Origin of the sequence: Streptomyces sp. NPDC051582 (assembly GCF_040681715.1) — a bacterium.
In the GTDB taxonomy this organism is placed as follows: Bacteria; Actinomycetota; Actinomycetes; order Streptomycetales; family Streptomycetaceae; genus Streptomyces.
Window position 1 is genome coordinate 121,122 of the sequence record NZ_JBFAZJ010000021.1, and the last position, 18,958, is coordinate 140,079.

An 18,958-nucleotide genomic window follows, 5' to 3' on the forward strand; every position below is an offset into this window, starting at 1 on the left:
CCTACATATATTGATTCAATCAATATTGACAAGGATTCAATCCATGATGGATGGTCGATCCATGAACACCACCGTCGATGTGCCCCGCGGTCTCGCGGGAGTCGTGGTCACCGAGACCGAACTCGGTGACGTCCGAGGCCGCGAGGGCTTCTACCACTACCGCCAGTACTCGGCCGTCGAGCTCGCCACGAGCCGCACCTTCGAGGACGTGTGGCACCTGATGTTCCGCGGCGCCCTCCCGGCCGACGCCGCCGAGCGGGCCGCGTTCGCCGCCGAGATCGCCCCGCTGCGCCGGCTGCCCGACGCGGTGCGCGGCGCGCTGCCCGCCCTCGCCCGGGCCACCGCGCTCTCCGGCCCGCTCGCCGGGCTGCGGACCGCGCTCTCCCTGCTCGGGGCCTCCGCGGGCTTGCGCCCGGTGTACGACATCGACCCGGAGCGGCGGGCCGCCGACGCCCTGGCCGCCTGCGCCGCCGTACCGACCCTGCTCACGGCGCTGCACCGGCTGGGGCAGGGCCTGGAGCCGGTCGAGCCGCGCGCGGACCTGCCGTACGCCGCCAACTACCTGTACATGCTCACGGGTCGGGAACCCGACCCCGTCAAGGCGCGGGCCGTCGAGCAGTACCTGATCTCGACCATCGACCACGGCTTCAACGCCTCCACCTTCACCGCGCGCGTGATCGCCTCCACCGGCGCGGACGTGGCCGCCGCCCTCACCGGGGCGATCGGCGCGCTCTCCGGCCCGTTGCACGGCGGCGCGCCCAGCCGGGCCCTGGACACCCTGGACGCCATCGGCACGGCGGACCGCATCGAGCCGTGGATCCGCGAGCGGGTGCTCGCCGGGGACCGGATCATGGGCTTCGGCCACCCCGTGTACCGCACCGAGGACCCGCGCTCGCGCATGCTGCGCGACATCGCCCTCGGGTTCGGCGGCCCGCTCGTGGACTTCGCCGTGGAAGTGGAGCGGCACGTGGAGCAGATCCTCGCGGAGCTCAAGCCGGGGCGGGAGCTGCACACCAACGTGGAGTTCTACGCCGGTGTGGTCATGGAGCTGTGCGGGCTGCCGCGCGAGATGTTCACGCCGACCTTCTGCGCGGCACGCGTGGTCGGATGGAGCGCGAACATCCTCGAACAGGCCGCCGATTCGAAGATCATCCGTCCGGCCGCCCGGTACGCGGGCCCGACCCCGCCCGAGCCGGTTCCGGCGCTCGGCTGACTACGATCGGCCGTGTGAACAGCAGTCAGCCCACCCCGCAGCCCGATCAGCCGCCCGTCCGGCCGCCCGCCCAGCCGATTCCCGTCGTCGTGCTGTCCGGATTCCTCGGATCCGGCAAGACGACGCTGCTCAACCACCTCCTCGGCAACAGGGGAGGCACCCGGATCGGCGTCGTCGTCAACGACTTCGGCTCGATCGAGATCGACGCGATGGCCGTGGCGGGCCAGGTCGGCGACTCGATGGTCTCGCTCGGCGGCGGCTGCCTGTGCTGCGCGGTCGACGGCAGCGAGCTGGACGCGTACCTGGAGAAGCTCTCCGCGCCCGTCCACCGGATCGACGTGATCGTCATCGAGGCGAGCGGGCTGGCCGAGCCCCAGGAGATGATCCGGATGCTGGTGGCCGGCGAGAACCCGGCGATCCGGTACGGCGGACTGGTCCAGGTCGTGGACGCGGCGGAGTTCGACGCGACCCGGGTCAAGCACCCCGAGACCGACCGCCACCTGGCCGTCGCGGACCTGGTGGTGCTGAACAAGACCGACCGGGTGGAGCCGGCCGGCCTCACCCGGATCGCGGCCGAGCTGGCCGCGCTCTGCCCCGGCACGCCGGTGGTGGCCGCCGACCACGGCCGGATCGACCCGGAGCTGCTCTTCGACCGGCGCCCGTGGACCGAGACCCGGGGCCAGCTGTCCTTCGAGGACCTGATCTCCCAGACCAGGGAGTCCGAAGAAGCGGAGGACTCCGGTCACGAGGACCACACCGGGCACGCCCACACGGTCTACGAGAGCACGGAGTTCGTCTCCGAGCAGGCCCTGAACCCGCGCCGGTTCATCGACTTCCTCGACCGCCGCCCGGCCGGGCTGTACCGGATCAAGGGCTACGTCCACTTCGGCGTCCCCGGCCACGAGGAGCGCTACGAGGTCCACGCCGTCGGCCGCTTCCTGCGCTTCGTGCCGGGCCCCTGGGGCCGGGGCGAGCCGCGCCGGAGCCAGCTGGTCCTGATCGGCGCCGGTACAGACGGCCCCGCGCTCCTCGGCGAGCTGGAGGCCTGCCGCGAACCGGCCCCGCAGCAGGCGCCGCCGGAGAGCATGTGGGGCGTCCTGCGCTACGTCGACCGCCCGGCGCGGCCGGCCGACGAACCCGAACGACCGGACCCGTACGACTTCGTCGCCGACCCGGAGGAGCCGTAGCGGGGGGTCAGGCGACCTCGACCCCGTACTCGGCCAGCAGGTCCTCCAGGCCGCCGCGGTAGCCCTTGCCGCCGATCACGAAGTCCCAGTCGCCGTTGGGGCGGTGCCGGAACGAGCCGAGGACCAGCGCGGTCTCCCCGGCGCGCCCGTCGGAGACCTCCAGCCGGCCGAGTTCCCCGCCGCCCGCGGACAGCAGGCGGATGTAGGCGTCCGTGAACCCCGCGAGGTCGGCGTGCGGATCGACGTCCGGGTCGATCGCCGCCACGAGGACCAGTCGGTCGGCGGCCTCGGGCAGCGCGTCGAAGGAGACCTCCAGAGCCGCCTTGTCCGGCTCCGCGTGCGCGCGGGCGCGCACCGAACCGTCCGGGGTCCGGGGGTTGTTGTAGAACACGAAGTGTTCCTCGCTCAGCACCCGGTTGCCCGTGCAGACGAGGGCGCACACGTCCAGCGCGACCGAGCCCGACCAGGACATGCCGAGCACGTTGTGGTCCGCCCCGGGGCCGTCGGGCGCGGGCTCGGACTCGGCCGCGCGCTGCGCCGGTGCGCCGCCGCCGAGCCGCCCGCGCAGCCCGTACTGGTGCAGCAGCTCGACGAGATCCGCCCCGGGAACCAACTCCAGCGGCTTGCCGTTGGCAAAGGTGTACGACCCGGGCCCGAAGGACGCGGTGGTGACGAGCACCCCCTTGTTCGCCCCCTTGTCCTGGACCGTGCCGTACAGATCACGCACGGCCGTCGGCGGCACCGTGTTCCGGTAGCGCTTGACCTGCACCACGATCCGCCCGCCCCGGATCGGCGCCGGGTCCAGCGCCTCCACGTCCACCCCGCCGTCGCCCGACCGCTGCGTGGTCACCGCCTCCATGCCCATCGCCCGGAACAGCTCGGCGACGAGGTTCTCGAAGGCGATCGGATCCATCGCGAAGAGGTCCGGCTCGTCCTCGTCCGCGCCTCCCGCCTGCCCGCCGTGGCTGACGACCCCGCCGCCGACCTCGTCGGGCCGCCGCCCGGGGCGCACCGCCGTCAGCTGGTCCGGGCGCCCCGACAACTGCCCGCCCAGTCCCGACACCAGACAGTCCACGGCGCTGACCTGCTCCAGGCGCAGGCCTGCGAACGCGCCGCGCTCCGCCGGCACGGTCGCCATGACCACCCGTGCCTCCCGGCCCGTCGCCGGATCGTGGGCGTCCACGAACCCGTTGACCACGACCGAGTCCAGTACGCCGAACTCGTCCGCCGCGTACAGCTCGCGCACGACCAGCAGCATGGACTGCGCCAGCAGGTCCCGGTAGAGGGCCCGACGCTCCGTCACCGGGCGGGGTTTGATCCTGTCCTGGTCCGTGCTCGGCAGGTACTGCACCGCCCTGGCCTGCGGCACCACCGCGTATCCGGGGAGCTCCCAGTCCAGCACCAGCTGGCGCGCCGCCGGGTCGTAGGCGGCCGACACCTGCCGGGGCAGCGCCTCGGGCCAGGCCGTGGAGGCGTACAGCGCCGCCGAGAAGTACTCCACCGCCGCCTCGGCGTCGCCCGTGCGCAGGGCGGCGGCGAGCTCGGTGAGCCCGCTGTTGTGCGCCCGCACCCCGGCGAGCTGCTCGGCGGCCCACCGGTCGTACTGCTGCCGGTACGCGGCCAGTTGCCGCTGCCGCTGGGCCTCCGCGGCGCTCGCGGCCTGCCAGGCCTCGGTGTACCGGGCGTGGGCCTCCCGCTCCGCCTGCGCCCGGTGGCCGGATCCGAGCGTCCAGCCGCTGCTCTGCTGCTGGAACTGGTCGATGCGCGGCATGGGCACCGGATGCGCCAGGGCGCCGGGGTTGAAGGGCTCCGGCTGCTCGGGCCGCGACAGCGCCGAGATCCGGAACGCGGGCGCCCGGCAGCCCGCCACCAGCAGCCCCTTGAGGGCGTCCACCTCGGCGTCGATCAGAGCGGTCCGCCGCAGGGCTTCGGCCTCGCGGTACTGCCGGTGGCTGCGGTTCGCGTCCCGCTCCTGGGTCCGATCCCGGTCCCGTTCGTACGCCAGCAGCCGGCGCTCCGCCTCCCGCTGCTGGATCACCTGCGTCTGCTGCTGCCGACGCTGGGCCTCGGCCCAGTCCCCGATCAATCCGCCCGGCCGACGACTCATCAGCTGTGTACTCCCCCCACCAACACCCAGAGGGAAAACACTAGTCGGCATTCGGGTGGTACGTCCCCCCGGTCGCACCACCCGAATGCCGCGCCACGTCCTACAGCGCGCCCCCCGCCAGAGCGGCGACGACCGCGGGCAGCGCGGCCCCCGAACCGTCTCGGCGCGGGTCCACGGGCGGAAGTTCGGCCGGGCCGCCGTTGGCCGCGGCCGCACGCACCGGCGCGTTGCCGGCCCAGGCCAGCACCAGCAGGTCCTCGCCCTTCAGGAACCGCTGGCAGCGCACGCCGCCGGTGGCCCGGCCCTTGCGCGGGTACTGGTCGAACGGGGTGAGCTTCCCGGACAGCATCGAGTCGTCCAGCGTCCCGTGCGAGCCCGCCACCGTGAACACCACGGCGTCACGTGCCGGGTCCACCGCCGAGAAGTGGATCACCTTGGCGTTCTCGGAGAGCTTGACGCCGGCCATACCGCCCGCCGGGCGGCCCTGCGGGCGCACCTGGCCCGCCGGATAGCGCAGCAGCTGGGCGTCGTCGGTGAGGAAGACCAGATCCTCCTCGCCCGTGCGCAGTTCGACCGCGCCGACGATCCGGTCGCCCTCCTTGAGGGTGATGACCTCCAGCTCCTCCTTGTTCGCCGGGTAGTCCGGCACGACCCGCTTGACCACGCCCTGCTCCGTGCCGAGCGCCAGGCCCTGGGAGGACTCGTCCAGCGAGGTCAGGCAGATCACCTTCTCGTCCGCCTCCAGCCCGGAGAGGAACTCCGAGACCGGGGCCCCGCCCGCCAGGTTCGGCGCGGCGTGGGTGTCCGGCAGCTGCGGCAGGTCGATCACCGCGAGCCGCAGGAGCCGTCCGTACGAGGTGACCACGCCGACGTCGGCCCGGGCCGACGCGGCGACCTGCGAGACGATCAGGTCGTGCTTGGCGCGGGCGCCGCCCTCCTCCTCCGGCAGCGGGTCGCCGTTGGCGGTGCGCGCCAGCAGGCCCGTCGAGGACAGCAGGACCCGGCACGGGTCGTCCGCGACCTCCAGCGGGACCGCGGCCACCGGAGTGCCCGCCGACTCCAGCAGGACCGTACGGCGCTCGGTGCCGAACTTCTTCGCGACCGCGGCCAGTTCCGCGGAGACCAGCTTGCGCAGCTCCGTGTCGGAGTCCAGGATCCCGGTCAGCTCGTCGATCTCGCCGGTCAGCCGGTCGCGCTCGGACTCCAGCTCGATCCGGTCGAAACGGGTCAGGCGGCGCAGCGGGGTGTCCAGGATGTACTGGGTCTGGATCTCGCTCAGCGAGAAGCGCTCGATGAGCCGCTCCTTCGCCTGCGCCGAGTTGTCGCTGTCCCGGATGATCCGGATGACCTCGTCGATGTCGACCAGGGCCACCAGCAGGCCCTCGACCAGGTGCAGCCGGTCGCGCCGCTTGGTGCGGCGGAACTCGCTGCGCCGGCGCACGACCTCGAAGCGGTGGTCGAGGTAGACCTCCAGCAGTTCCTTGAGGCCCAGCGTCAGGGGCTGGCCGTCGACCAGCGCGACGTTGTTGATGCCGAAGGACTCCTCCATCGGCGTCAGCTTGTACAGCTGCTCCAGGACGGCCTCCGGGTGGAAGCCGTTCTTGATCTCGATGACCAGGCGCAGGCCGTGCGAGCGGTCGGTGAGGTCCTTGACGTCCGCGATGCCCTGGAGCTTCTTGGAGCCGACCAGGTCCTTGATCTTCGCGATGACCTTCTCGGGGCCGACCGTGAAGGGCAGTTCCGTGACGACCAGGCCCTTGCGGCGCGCCGTCACGTTCTCCACGGCCACCGTCGCGCGGATCTTGAACGTGCCGCGGCCGTTCTCGTAGGCGTCCTTGATCCCCGAGAGGCCCACGATCCGGCCGCCCGTGGGCAGGTCCGGACCCGGCACGAAGCGCATCAGCGCCTCCAGGTCCGCCTGCGGGTAGCGGATCAGGTGGCGGGCGGCCGCGATGACCTCGCCCAGGTTGTGCGGGGGCATGTTGGTGGCCATGCCGACCGCGATCCCGGAGGCGCCGTTGACCAGCAGGTTGGGGTACGCCGCGGGCAGCGCGACCGGTTCCCGTTCCTGGCCGTCGTAGTTGGCGGTGAAGTCGACGGTGTCCTCGTCGATCGACTCCGTCATCAGCGACGTGGCGTCCGCCATCTTGCACTCGGTGTAACGCATCGCGGCCGGCGGGTCGTCGTTGCCGAGCGAACCGAAGTTGCCGTGGCCGTCGACCAGCGGCAGCCGCATCGAGAAGGGCTGGGCCATGCGCACGAGGGCGTCGTAGATCGACGCGTCACCGTGCGGGTGCAGCTTGCCCATGACCTCGCCGACGACGCGGGCGCACTTCACGTAGCCGCGGTCGGGGCGCAGGCCCATCTCGTTCATCTGGTAGACGATGCGCCGGTGCACCGGCTTCATGCCGTCCCGGGCGTCGGGCAGGGCGCGGGAGTAGATCACCGAGTACGCGTACTCGAGGAAGGAGCCCTGCATTTCGTCGACGACGTCGATGTCGAGGATCTTCTCCTCGAAATCCTCCGGCGGCGGGGTCTTCGTGCTGCGGCGGGCCATCGCTGCGCGGCTCCTTAACCAAGAAAGAAAGTGTGCTGGGGGTCTGGCGGCTGGTCTGATCGGCGTGGACGGGGTTGTCGCGGACCATTGTGGCCCGAGGCACCGACAACGCCGACTCCGACCCTGGGGTCACCCCCGGACGGAGGCGTGGGTGAGTGTCAGGCGGGAACTTCTCCGGTGCCCGACGCGCTTGCATACAGTGGCAGGTCTGACGGAAAACTCTGCATCGCGATCGAAGGGACCACATGCCCATGGGTCACACGGCCACAGCCCAGGCCGGCTCCGGCGGCCTGACAGCGACCGAGCACCGGCTGGCCAACGGCCTGCGCGTGGTGCTCTCCGAGGATCACCTGACCCCGGTCGCCGCGGTCTGCCTCTGGTACGACGTCGGCTCGCGCCACGAAGTCAAGGGACGGACCGGCCTGGCTCACCTCTTCGAGCACCTGATGTTCCAGGGCTCGGCGAGCGTACCCGGCAACGGGCACTTCGAGCTGGTCCAGGGGGCCGGCGGTTCGCTCAACGGCACCACCAGCTTCGAGCGCACCAACTACTTCGAGACCATGCCGACCCACCAGCTGGAGCTCGCGCTCTGGCTGGAAGCCGACCGGATGGGCTCGCTGCTGGCCGCCCTGGACGACGAGTCCATGGAGAACCAGCGCGACGTCGTGAAGAACGAGCGCCGCCAGCGGTACGACAACGTCCCGTACGGCACGGCCTTCGAGAAGCTGACCGCCCTCGCCTACCCCGAGGGCCACCCGTACCACCACACGCCGATCGGCTCCATGGCCGACCTGGACGCGGCCTCCCTGGAGGACGCCCGCGCCTTCTTCCGCACGTACTACGCGCCCAACAACGCGGTGCTGTCGGTCGTCGGCGACATCGACCCCGAGCAGACGCTCGCCTGGGTCGAGAAGTACTTCGCCACCATCCCCGGGCACGACGGCAAGCAGCCGCCGCGCGACGGCACGCTGCCCGAGATCATGGGCCGCGAGCTCCGCGAGGAGATCGTCGAGGAGGTCCCTGCCCGCGCGCTGATGGCCGCCTACCGGCTCCCGCACGACGGCAGCCGCGAGTGCGACGCCGCCGACGTGGCGCTGACCGTGCTGGGCGGCGGCGAGTCCTCCCGGCTCCACAACCGCCTCGTGCGCCGCGACCAGACGGCGGTCGCGGCCGGCTTCGGCATGTTGCGGCTCGCCGGCGCGCCCTCGCTGGGCTGGCTGGACGTGAAGACCTCCAGCGGCGTCGAGGTGCCCGCCATCGAGGCGGCCGTGGACGAGGAGCTCGCGCGGTTCGCCGCCGAGGGCCCCACGGCCGAGGAGATGGAGCGCGCCCAGGCGCAGCTGGAGCGGGAATGGCTGGACCGGCTGAGCACGGTGGCCGGGCGCGCCGACGAACTGTGCCGCTTCGCGGTGCTGTTCGGCGACCCGCAGCTGGCGCTGACCGCGGTGGGCCGCGTCCTCGACATCACCGCCGAGGAGGTGCAGGCCGTGGCCGCGGCCCGACTGCGCCCCGACAACCGCGCGGTGCTGGTGTACGAGCCGCTCCCGGCAGAAGCCGGCGAGAACGGTGAGAGCGACGAGAACGAAGGGGCGGAGCAGTGAGCGACACCGCAGCCGTCACGATGACCTTCCACCCGCAGCCGCAGGCCGGCCAGGCCCGGCCGTGGGCCTTCCCGGCCCCCGAGCGGGGCTCGCTGCCCAACGGCCTGACCGTGCTGCGCTGCCACCGGCCCGGCCAGCAGGTCGTCGCCGTCGAGGTCAACCTCGCCGCACCGCTGGACGCCGAGCCGCAAGGCCTGGACGGCGTGGCGACCATCATGGCCCGTGCGCTGTCCGAGGGCACGGACAAGCGCTCCGCCGAGGAGTTCGCGGCCGAGCTGGAGCGCTGCGGCGCCACGCTCGACGCGCACGCCGACCACCCGGGCCTGCGGGTCTCCCTGGAGGTCCCGGCCTCCCGTCTGAACAAGGCGCTCGGCCTGCTCGCCGAGGCGCTGCGCGCGCCGGCCTTCGCCGACAGCGAGGTCGACCGGCTGGTGCGCAACCGGCTCGACGAGATCCCGCACGAGCTGGCCAGCCCGCAGCGCCGGGCCGCCAAGGAGCTCTCCCGGCAGCTCTTCCCGCCGACCCTGCGGATGTCCCGGCCGCGCCAGGGCACCGAGGAGACGGTCGCCCGGATCGACTCCGCGGCCGTACGCGCCTTCTACGAGGCCCACGTACGTCCCGCCACCGCCACCGCGGTGGTCGTCGGCGACCTGACCGGCATCGACCTGGACGCCGTCCTGGGGGACACCCTGGGCGCCTGGACCGGCAATTCCGCCGAGCCGCTCCCGGTCCCCGCGGTCACCGCCGACGACACCGGCCGCGTGGTCATCGTGGACCGGCCCGGCGCGGTCCAGACGCAGCTGCTCATCGGCCGCATCGGGCCGGACCGTCACGAGCGGGTCTGGGCGGCGCAGGTGCTCGGCACGTACTGCCTGGGCGGCACCCTCACCTCGCGCCTGGACAAGGTGCTGCGCGAGGAGAAGGGCTACACGTACGGCGTGCGCGCCTTCGGCCAGGTGCTGCGCTCCACGGCCGACGGCAAGGGCGCCTCGATGCTCGCCATCAGCGGCTCGGTGGACACCCCCAACACCGGCCCGGCGCTCGACGACCTCTGGAAGGTGCTCCGCACCCTCGCGGAGGGCGGCCTGACCGACGCCGAACGGGACGTGGCGGTGCAGAACTTGGTGGGCGTGGCCCCGCTGAAGTTCGAGACGGCCGCGGCCGTCGCCGGCACGCTCGCCGACCAGGTCGAGCAGGAGCTCCCGGACGACTACCAGTCGCAGTTGTACGCGCAGCTGGCCCAAACCGGCACGGTGGAGGCGACGTCGGCCGTCCTGGCCGCGTTCCCGGTGGACCGCCTGGTCACGGTCCTGGTGGGCGACGCCGCGCAGATCGAGGAGCCGGTGCGGGCGCTGGGCATCGGCGAGGTCACCGTCGTCACCAACTGACGGACATTCCAAGGGGCTCCGGCGGCTTGTCCGCCGGGGCCCCTTTTGTCTGTTTCGCGGAGAGGTTGCTCGTATGGGGTGTGGCGTATGCAACAAAAACGCGTGGGTGTTTGGCGATTGACTGATGATCCGCCTAGCGTCGGCCGTGCTGTCCGTCAGTTGTACCCGCCGCACCCGCGGCACCGGGCAGCGATCGCCGAGTCCCCGTCAGGCGCGAGCCTGGGGAGCCGGGGACCCACATGTGTCCCTGGGGTGAATCGGACCGCCTCGCCAGAGGGGGCCCGTAGGAGACCTTCCTGCTCCGAACCCGTCAGCTAACCCGGTAGGCGAGAAGGAAGGAAAGGATCAACCCCTTCATGGCGTTTGGCAGTCGTGCCGCCGGTAAGCACCGTGGTTCCAGTCGTCTGAGCCGCAAGACCGCCGGTTACGCCGGCATAGCCGCCCTCGCCACCACCGGTGTCGTCGGCTCCCTCGCAGGCCCGGCGTTCGCCGCGTCGGACAAGGCCCCCTCCATGGAGGACACCGGCCTGAACGCCGTCGTGACCGCCGAGGACCTCCAGGGCCAGATCGAGGCCCAGGCCGACGCCCAGGAGCACGCGGCCGAGGCCGCGGCCCTCAAGGCGAAGGCGGAGGCCGACGCCAAGGCCCGCGCCGCCGAGGCCAAGCAGAAGGCCGAGGAGAAGGCGAAGGCCGAGCGCGAGGCCGCCGAGCGCGCCGCCCGCGAGGAGGAGCGCAAGCGCCTCAACACCTTCGTCGCCCCCGTCGACGGGTCCTACGTCAGCACCCAGTGGCACGCGGGCGGCGGCATGTGGTCCTCCGGCAGCCACACCGGCATCGACTTCCACGCGGCCTCCGGCACCACCGTGCACGCGGTCGGCACCGGCACCGTGGTCGAGGCCGGCTGGGGCGGCGCGTACGGCAACAACGTCGTCATCAAGCACGCCGACGGCACGTACACGCAGTACGGCCACATGTCCTCGCTGAGCGTCTCCGTCGGCGACCAGGTCACCGCCGGCCAGCAGATCGGCCTGTCGGGCTCCACCGGCAACTCCAGCGGCCCGCACCTGCACTTCGAGGCCCGTACCGGCGCCCAGTACGGCTCGGACATCGACCCGGTCGCGTACCTGCGCAGCCACGGCGTCGACGTCTGATCAGCGGCACCCCGCACTTCACCGAAGGCCCCGGCTCCCCGAGCCGGGGCCTTCGTGTTGGCCGTAAACGTCTGCTATTTTCGCCCGCGCTCGGAATTTATCGCCCGGTGCAATAGAGTCCCCGTAAGGCGGTCGGCAGTCGGAAATAGGCGGAGGTCCGGACTTGCGAATTCCTGCGCACGCGGTATGCACGGCAATCCGCGAAGACATCGTCACCGGCGTCTTCGAACCGGGCGCCCGGCTCACCGAGGAGCTGCTGGCCCGCCGGTACGGGGTCTCCCGCGTCCCGGTCCGCGAGGCGCTGCGGACCCTGGAGTCCGAGGGCTTCGTCACCACCCGGCGGCACGCGGGCGCCTGCGTCGCCGAACCCACCGAGCAGGAGGCGGCCGACCTGCTGGAGCTGCGGCTGGTGCTGGAGCCGCTGGCGGCCGCGCGCGCGGCCCGGCGGCGCACCGAGGGCCACCTCAAGGTGCTCCGCGGGCTGGTCAGACTGGGTCAGGAGCGGGCCAGACGGGGCCAGGGCGAGGATCTGCGGTCCCTGGGCGGCTGGTTCCACGAGACCCTCGCCCAGGCCTCCGCCAGCCCCGGGCTGATCGTGCTGCTCACGCAGATGCGGCACAAGGTCGCCTGGATGTACGCGGTGGAGGCGCCGGCCCGGCCCGTGGACTCCTGGGCGGAGCACGGCGCGATCGTGGACGCGGTCGCGCGCGGTGACGCCGAGCGGGCCCGCGCGCTGACGGTGATGCACGCGGACCGCGCGGCCGGGGCGCACCGGCTGCGGGTGAGGACTTCGCAACATGCCGTAAACACGGCGGGCGGTCCGCATTAACAAAAGGCGGGTATCAAAGAGTGGGGCCCGCAATTCAATTCACGCCGCAAATGCTCTCACCCGGCGCCCTGCGATGAATTCCCGAATGCGCAGACGCCCGGAACGCGGAAGCCGCGGCCACCGGAATATCGGTGGTGGCCGCGGCTCCTTCGTGTGCCCGGGGTGAACCCGAAGGGTCAGACGGTCTCGGGGAGCTCCTCAAGACCTTCGGCGACCAGCTTCGCGAGGCGGTCCAGCGCCGCCTCGGCGCCCTCGGCGTCGGACGCGAGGACGATCTCTTCGCCGCCCTGCGCGCCCAGGCCCAGCACCGCGAGCATGGAGGCGGCGTTGACGGGGTTCCCGTCGGCCTTCGCGATGGTCACCGGGACGCCGGAAGCGGTCGTCGCGCGGACGAAGATCGAGGCGGGACGAGCGTGCAGGCCCTCGGCCCAGCCGACGTTGACGCGGCGCTCTGCCATGGTGATGCCCTTCAGGTTCTTACGGTTGTCTAGACCAGTCTCTCACGACGTCCCTCATGCTCCGACCGACCTTCGGCCCGAATCCACCGCCGCTCGACCTACCCCAGCTTGCACTGGTTTGCCCCTGCTTGCCTCGTGCGCCGCGCAGGAGCCGTTCGGCCGGTCCTGGCCTTAAGATCGCCGCATGACCACCGCGTCGGACCCCTCGTACCCGGCCCACTGGGAAGCGGACGTCGTCCTGCGCGACGGCGGTACCGCCCGCATCAGGCCGATCACCACGGAGGACGCGGGCCGGCTGGTCAGCTTCTACGAGCAGGTCTCCGACGAGTCGAAGTACTACCGCTTCTTCGCGCCCTACCCCCGGCTCTCCGCCCGCGACGTGCACCGCTTCACCCACCACGACTACGTGGACCGGGTCGGCCTCGCGGCGACCATCGGCGAGGAGTTCATCGGCACCGTCCGCTACGACCGGATCGGCCCCGACGGCCGGCCCGCCTCCGCACCCGCCGACGAGGCCGAGGTCGCCTTCCTCGTCCAGGACGCCCACCAGGGCCGCGGGGTCGCCTCCGCGCTCCTCGAACACATCGGCGCGGTCGCCCGTGAGCGGGGCATCCGCCGGTTCGCGGCCGAGGTGCTGCCCGCCAACAACAAGATGATCAAGGTGTTCAAGGACGCCGGGTACGAACAGAAGCGCAGCTTCGAGGACGGCTCCGTCCACCTCACCCTCGACCTCGAACCCACCGCCGAGTCCCTGGCCGTACAGCGCGCCCGCGAGCAGCGCGCGGAGGCACGCTCCGTGCAGCGGCTGCTGACCCCCCGCTCGGTGGCCGTCATCGGGGTCAGCCGCTCCGGCGGGGGCGTCGGCGCGGCCGCCCTGCGCAACCTGCGCGACAGCGGCTTCCGCGGCCACCTCTACGCCGTGAACGAGGCCGCCACCACCGATCTGCTGGACGGCGTACGGGCCTACCGCGCGCTCGGCGCCGTCGACGACCCCGTCGACCTCGCGGTGATCGCGGTCCCCGCCGAGCGCGTCCCCGAGGCCGTGGCCGCCTGCGGCGAGCACGGGGTGCAGGGGCTCGTGGTGCTGTCCGCCGGATACGGGGAGAGCGGCGCCGCCGGGCTCGACCGCCAGCGCGAACTGGTGCGCCAGGTGCGCTCGTACGGGATGCGGCTCATCGGGCCGAACGCGTACGGGGTGATCAACACCGCCCCCGAGGTCGGGCTCAACGCCTCCCTGACCCCGGCGCCCGCCCCGATCCACGGCCGCATCGGGCTGTTCACCCAGTCCGGGGCCATCGGCATCTCGCTGCTCTCGGCGCTGCTGCGGCGGGGCGAGGGGCTGTCGTCGTTCGTCTCGGCGGGCAACCGGGCGGACGTCTCCGGGAACGACATCCTCCAGTACTGGTACGAGGACGAGGCCACCGACGTCGCCCTGATGTACCTCGAAACCCTCGGCAACCCGCGGAAGTTCACCCGGCTCGCGCGGCGCACGGCGGCCGTGAAGCCGGTGGTCGTCGCACGCGGCGGCCGCCACACCCCGGCGGGCCACGTGGTCCCCGGGACCAGACTGCCGGACGCCACCGTCTCCGCCCTGCTGCGCCAGGCCGGGGTGATCCGGGTCGGCACGGTGACGGAGCTGGTGGACGTCGGACTGCTGCTGGCCTCGCAGCCGCTGCCGGCCGGGCCGCGCGTGGCGATCCTCGGGAACTCCGAGTCGCTCGGAGTCCTCTCGTACGACGCCTGCCTCGCCCAGGGGCTGCGGCCCGGAGCCCCGCAGGACCTGACGACCGCGGCGACGGCCGCGGACTTCCGCACGGCACTGGGCGCGGCGCTCGGCTCCGCCGAGAGCGACGCGGTGATCGTCACCGTGATCCCGTGGGTGAACGAGCAGGAGCCGCAGGACGACCTGGCGGGCGCCCTGCGCGACGCGGTCGCCGCGCACCCCGGCAAGCCGGTGGCGGTGGTCCACGTGGAACTGGCCGAACTCGTCGACGCCCTGGCCCCGGCGGGGGCGCTGTCCCCGCGCCTGCGCCCCACCGGCCAGGACGAGGGCGGGTACGCCCGGCCGGACGTACGGATCCCGGCGTACCCGGCCGCCGAGCGGGCCGTACGTGCGGTCGCCGAGGCCGTGCGCTACGGGCAGTGGCGCCGGACCAACGCCGACACCGGACAGGTCCCCGAGTACGAGGACATCGACGAGGCCGGGGCCGCCGCCCGGCTCGCCACCCTCCTCGCCGACGTCGGCGAGGACGTCCTCACCCTCACCGAGCCCGACGCCGCCGCCCTCCTCGCCCACTACGGGATCCGGGTCCTGCCCACCCTGCCCGCGCCCACCGCCGACGCCGCCGTCCGGGCCGCCCGGAGCCTGGGCTACCCCGTCGCCCTCAAGACCACCGCCCCGCACCTGCGCCACCGCGCCGACCTCGGCGGCGTACGCCTCGACCTCGCGACCGAGGCCGACCTGCGCCGCTCGTACGAGGAGCTGACCGACCTCCTCGGAGGCCCCGGCGAACTGCTCCCCGTGGTGCAGGCCATGGTGCCGCGCGGGGTCGACACGGTCGTGCGGTCCGTCATCGACCCGGCCGCCGGAGCCGTCCTCTCCTTCGGGCTCGCCGGCGTCGCCTCCGAGCTGCTCGGCGACACCGCCCACCGCCTCGTCCCCGCCACCGACCGGGACGCCGCCGGGCTGATCCGGTCCATCCGGACCGCACCCCTCCTCTTCGGCTGGCGCGGCAGCGACCCCGTCGACACCCCCGCCCTCGAAGAGCTCCTGCTGCGGCTGTCCCGGCTCGTCGACGACCACCCCGAAGTGGTGGGCGTCACGCTCGAACCCGTCGTCGTCGCCCCCGAGGGCCTCTCGGTACTCGGCGCCGCCGTCCGCGTGGCCCACCCTCCGGCACGCACCGATCTCGGCCCCCGGACGCTCCCGAGCTACTGACCGGCACCGCAACCTCGGGAAGACGGGTCCGCGGGCGCCCGGGGTGCCCCGTACGGGCCTTAGGATGGACCCCATGGCGAAATCCGGTACGACGACCCAGGGGCTGCGCACGGCGATCGAGCGCAGCGGCTACTACCCGGCCCTCGTGGCCGAGGCCGTGGAGGCCGCGGTGGGCGGCGAGCCGATCTCGTCGTACCTGGTCCACCAGGAGACGACCTTCGACTCCAACGAGGTGCGCCGGCACGTCACGGTCCTGGTCCTGACCGGCAACCGCTTCATCGTGAGCCACACCGACGAGCAGGCCGCCGACGCCGGGTCCCCGTCCCCGTACGCGACCACCTCCACCGAGTCCGTCAAGATCGGCGCGATCTCCTCCGTGGTGCTCAGCCGCGTCGTCGCCAACCCCGAGTCGTACACGCCGGGCACCCTGCCCCGCGAGGTCGTCCTGACCATCGGCTGGGGCGCGGTCTCCCGGATCGACCTGGAGCCCGCCGCCTGCGGCGACCCGAACTGCGACTCCGACCACGGCTACACCGGCAACTCCACCGCCGACGACCTCAGCCTGCGCGTCAGCGAGGCCGGCGACGGCCCGGAGGCGGTCCGCCAGACCCTCGTCTTCGCGCAGGCGCTCAGTGAGGCAACGGCAGCCACGTCCACCTCCGCCCGCTGATGTCGCATTCCGCACCGTCGAACTGGGACGAGCCGGAGCTGCTGGACCTCGCCGGCGCCCCCGTACCGCAGTACGGCACCGGCTCGCTCGCCGACCTGCTGCCGACCCTCGTGGCCGGCCAGGGCGTCCCCGGGTTCACCGCCTCGATCGCCGAGCTCGTCCCGGCCGACCGGAACTGCGTGTTCCTGGTCGACGGCATGGGCTGGGAGCAGATCAAGGCCCACCCGGACGAGGCCCCGTACCTGACCTCCCTCCTCGGCACCTCGCGCGGCGGCACCGGCCGTCCGGTCACCGCGGGCTTCCCGGCGACCACCGCCACCTCGCTGGCCTCCGTCGGCACCGGCCTGCCGCCCGCCCGGCACGGCCTGCCCGGCTACACCGTGCGCAACCCGGCCACCGGCGGGCTGATGAACCAGCTCCGCTGGCACCCGTGGACCGCACCGAAGCCCTGGCAGCCGTACCCGACCGTCTTCCAGCAGGCCGACAAGGCGGGAGTGGCCACGGCGCAGGTGTCCTCGCCCGCCTTCCAGACCACCCCGCTCACCAAGGTCGCCCTGAGCGGCGGCACCTTCCTCGGCCGGATGACCGGCGAGGAGCGGATGGACCTCGCCGCCGAGCGCCTCGCCGCGGGCGACCGCTCGCTGGTGTACACGTACTACAGCGAGCTCGACGGGGCCGGCCACCGGCACGGCGTGAACTCCGACGCGTGGCGCGGCCAGCTGATGTACGTCGACCGGCTCGTGCAGCGGCTCGCCGAACAACTCCCGCCGCGCACGGCGCTGTACGTGACCGCCGACCACGGCATGGTGGACATCCCCTTCGACGAGGACTCCCGGATCGACTACGACGAGGACTGGGAGCTGGGCGCGGGCGTGGCCCTGCTCGGCGGCGAGGGCCGGGCCCGGCACGTGTACGCCGTCCCCGGAGCAGAGGCCGACGTCCTGACCGTGTGGCGCGAGGTGCTGGGCGACCGGTTCTGGATCGCGAGCCGCGAAGAGGCCCTGGAACTGGGCTGGTTCGGCCCGCCGGGGGAGTGCGACGAGCGCGTCCTCGGCCGGATCGGCGACGTGGTCGCCGCCGCGCAGGCCGATGTGGCGATCACCGCGTCCGTGAACGAGCCCAACGAATCGGCGCTCGCCGGGATGCACGGCTCCATGACCGCGGCCGAGCAGCTGGTCCCGCTGCTCGAAATCCGCACCTGAGACGACCGACCCGCCCACCCCGTACGCCCGTCCCGCCGACCACGACTCGAAAGGCCCCGTTCCTCCATGCCCGAATTGGTGTTTTTCTCCGGCACGATGGACTGCGGGAAGAGTACGTTGGCGCTCCAGATCGCGCACAACCGCGACGCGCGGGGTCTCCAGGGCGTCATCTTCACCCGTGACGACCGGGCGGGCGAGGGCAAGCTGTCCTCCCGCCTGGGTCTGGTGACGGAGGCGGTCGAGGCGCCGGAGGGCATGGACCTGTACGGGTACCTGGTGGCGCAGCTGTCCCAGGGCGGCAAGGCGGACTACGTGATCGTGGACGAGGCGCAGTTCCTGGCGCCCGACCAGATCGACCAGTTGGCCCGCATCGTGGACGACCTGGGCCTGGACGTGTTCGCCTTCGGCATCACCACGGACTTCCGCACCAAGCTCTTCCCCGGCTCGCAGCGTCTGATCGAACTGGCGGACCGCCTGGAACAGCTCCAGGTCGAGGCCCTGTGCTGGTGCGGCGCCCGCGCCACCCACAACGCCCGGACGGTGGGCGGCGAAATGGTCGTCGAGGGCGCCCAGGTGGTGGTCGGCGACGTGAACCGTCCGGCGGAGGAGATCGGCTACGAGGTCCTGTGCCGCCGCCACCACCGCAAGCGCATGACGAGCGGCTCCGTCTCCGCCGGCGCGCTCTCACCGGACGTCCTGCCGGTGGCCTCCGACTGAGGGAGTCAGGCGTCTGCGCGCCGTGTCGCGGGCCGGATCGGCATGGGGCCGCCGGGGGACGGACCGGGCCGGCGAGGATTTCGGCGCCTGACCGATTCGCCCGTACACGACCCCACCGAGCCGTGTGCGGGCGTCCTCGCGGTCAACGGGCCTTCGCGGGGCGTGACTCCACGAGCGTGAACACCGCGCCCTCCGGGTCGGTGACCGTGGAGACCCTGCCGGTCAGTCCCTCGCGGGGCGGCTGGATGACGCGGCCGCCGAGCCGGTGCACCCGGGCCGCGGCCGTGTCCACGTCCTCGACCTCGAAGTACGTCATCCAGTGCGGGCCCCGGTCGTGCGGGAGCGAGCGCCCGACCCCGTGCACGGCGGCGACCGGACGCCCGTCCAGCAGCAGCGTCACGTAGTCGAAGTCGGGGGCGGCCGTGGCGTGCGTCTCGGCCTCGTGGCCGAAGACGTGCTGGTAGAACTTGCCCACGGTCGAGGTGTCCTGCGTGACCAGCTCGGCCCAGACCGGGGTGCCGGGAACGCCCGACAGGCGGGTCCCGATGTGCTCCTCGGCCTGCCAGATCCCGAAGATCGCCCCCAGCGGGTCGGAGCAGATCGCCAGCCGTCCCTCGCCGCCCGCGTCCAGGGGCCCCACCGCGACCGTGCCGCCGCAGGAGCGGATCGTCTCGGCCGTCGAGTCCGCGTCGTCGGTGGCGAAGTACGTGGTCCAGGCCACCGGAAGGTGCCGGTCCGGGGGCATCTCGCCGATGCCGGTGACCTCTTGGCCGTCGAGGAGGGCGCGGACGTACGGGCCGAAGGGCTGGGGGCCGGGCTCGTACTCCCAGCGGAACAGGTCGGTGTAGAAGGCCTCGGTGGTCCCGAGGCCGTGCACCATCAGACTCGACCAGCACGGGGTGCCGGGCGGGCGCCGCGTTTCTTCCGGTTCCTCGGTCAT

General features: G+C 72.6%; 14 protein-coding genes and 1 riboswitch. Of the genes, 10 read left to right on the forward strand and 4 right to left on the reverse strand.

The genetic code is table 11. The annotated features are described in order from the left end of the window. The first annotated feature begins 46 nt into the window (after window positions 1-46). Both AB0M92_RS25820 and AB0M92_RS25825 read left to right on the forward strand, forming a co-directional pair. Window positions 47-1,213: a citrate synthase/methylcitrate synthase gene (locus AB0M92_RS25820; protein WP_366104694.1), complete on the forward strand. Its 1,167-nt coding sequence runs from the start codon at window positions 47-49 to the stop codon at window positions 1,211-1,213. Between the two features lie 77 nt (window positions 1,214-1,290). Further along, the gene (locus tag AB0M92_RS25825) at window positions 1,291-2,400 is read left to right on the forward strand and encodes a GTP-binding protein (RefSeq protein WP_366104695.1); all 1,110 of its coding nucleotides are present in this window, start codon (window positions 1,291-1,293) and stop codon (window positions 2,398-2,400) included. A gap of 7 nt (window positions 2,401-2,407) precedes the next feature. On the opposite strand, the gene AB0M92_RS25830 is transcribed toward AB0M92_RS25825, so the two are convergent. Next, window positions 2,408-4,507 carry a restriction endonuclease gene (locus AB0M92_RS25830; protein WP_366104659.1) on the reverse strand — a complete coding sequence of 700 codons (2,100 nt, stop codon included), beginning with the start codon at window positions 4,505-4,507 and terminating at the stop codon, window positions 2,408-2,410. A 100-nt stretch (window positions 4,508-4,607) separates the two neighbouring features. Beyond that, the gene (locus tag AB0M92_RS25835; protein WP_366104660.1) at window positions 4,608-7,064 is read right to left on the reverse strand and encodes a DNA topoisomerase IV subunit A; all 2,457 of its coding nucleotides are present in this window, start codon (window positions 7,062-7,064) and stop codon (window positions 4,608-4,610) included. A 251-nt stretch (window positions 7,065-7,315) separates the two neighbouring features. Between AB0M92_RS25835 and AB0M92_RS25840 the strand changes: the two genes are divergently transcribed. The 4 genes from AB0M92_RS25840 to AB0M92_RS25855 all read left to right on the forward strand — a co-directional run bounded on the left by AB0M92_RS25840 (window position 7,316) and on the right by AB0M92_RS25855 (window position 12,033). Next, on the forward strand, window positions 7,316-8,665 hold the full coding sequence (locus AB0M92_RS25840) for a pitrilysin family protein (RefSeq protein WP_366104661.1): 1,350 nt from the start codon (window positions 7,316-7,318) through the stop codon (window positions 8,663-8,665). 20 nt (window positions 8,666-8,685) lie between these two features. After that, entirely contained in the window at window positions 8,686-10,053 is a 1,368-nt protein-coding gene (locus AB0M92_RS25845; RefSeq protein WP_366104696.1) for a pitrilysin family protein, read from the forward strand. 184 nt (window positions 10,054-10,237) lie between these two features. After that, a riboswitch (cyclic di-AMP (ydaO/yuaA leader) is annotated at window positions 10,238-10,396 on the forward strand. A 13-nt stretch (window positions 10,397-10,409) separates the two neighbouring features. Then, entirely contained in the window at window positions 10,410-11,204 is a 795-nt protein-coding gene (locus AB0M92_RS25850) for a M23 family metallopeptidase (protein ID WP_366104662.1), read from the forward strand. 163 nt (window positions 11,205-11,367) lie between these two features. Further along, window positions 11,368-12,033, forward strand: coding sequence for a GntR family transcriptional regulator (locus AB0M92_RS25855; protein WP_366104663.1), 666 nt, complete (start codon window positions 11,368-11,370; stop codon window positions 12,031-12,033). Between the two features lie 176 nt (window positions 12,034-12,209). On the opposite strand, the gene AB0M92_RS25860 is transcribed toward AB0M92_RS25855, so the two are convergent. Beyond that, complete coding sequence (locus tag AB0M92_RS25860; RefSeq protein ID WP_048477591.1) at window positions 12,210-12,491, reverse strand: HPr family phosphocarrier protein; 282 nt, start codon at window positions 12,489-12,491, stop codon at window positions 12,210-12,212. A 184-nt stretch (window positions 12,492-12,675) separates the two neighbouring features. Between AB0M92_RS25860 and AB0M92_RS25865 the strand changes: the two genes are divergently transcribed. The 4 genes from AB0M92_RS25865 to AB0M92_RS25880 all read left to right on the forward strand — a co-directional run bounded on the left by AB0M92_RS25865 (window position 12,676) and on the right by AB0M92_RS25880 (window position 18,018). Next, on the forward strand, window positions 12,676-15,429 hold the full coding sequence (locus AB0M92_RS25865) for a GNAT family N-acetyltransferase (protein WP_366104664.1): 2,754 nt from the start codon (window positions 12,676-12,678) through the stop codon (window positions 15,427-15,429). 64 nt (window positions 15,430-15,493) lie between these two features. Then, a complete protein-coding gene (locus AB0M92_RS25870) occupies window positions 15,494-16,099 on the forward strand; it encodes a DUF5998 family protein (RefSeq protein WP_078864899.1) in 606 nt (201 codons plus the stop codon). Next, complete coding sequence (locus tag AB0M92_RS25875; RefSeq protein ID WP_366104665.1) at window positions 16,099-17,301, forward strand: nucleotide pyrophosphatase/phosphodiesterase family protein; 1,203 nt, start codon at window positions 16,099-16,101, stop codon at window positions 17,299-17,301. The genes AB0M92_RS25870 and AB0M92_RS25875 overlap by 1 nt, the downstream gene beginning before the upstream one ends. A 66-nt stretch (window positions 17,302-17,367) precedes the next feature. Then, the gene (locus AB0M92_RS25880) at window positions 17,368-18,018 is read left to right on the forward strand and encodes a thymidine kinase (RefSeq protein ID WP_366104666.1); all 651 of its coding nucleotides are present in this window, start codon (window positions 17,368-17,370) and stop codon (window positions 18,016-18,018) included. 142 nt (window positions 18,019-18,160) lie between these two features. On the opposite strand, the gene AB0M92_RS25885 is transcribed toward AB0M92_RS25880, so the two are convergent. Continuing rightward, window positions 18,161-18,958 (reverse strand): VOC family protein, encoded by a 798-nt coding sequence (locus AB0M92_RS25885; protein ID WP_366104667.1) that lies wholly within the window; start codon window positions 18,956-18,958, stop codon window positions 18,161-18,163.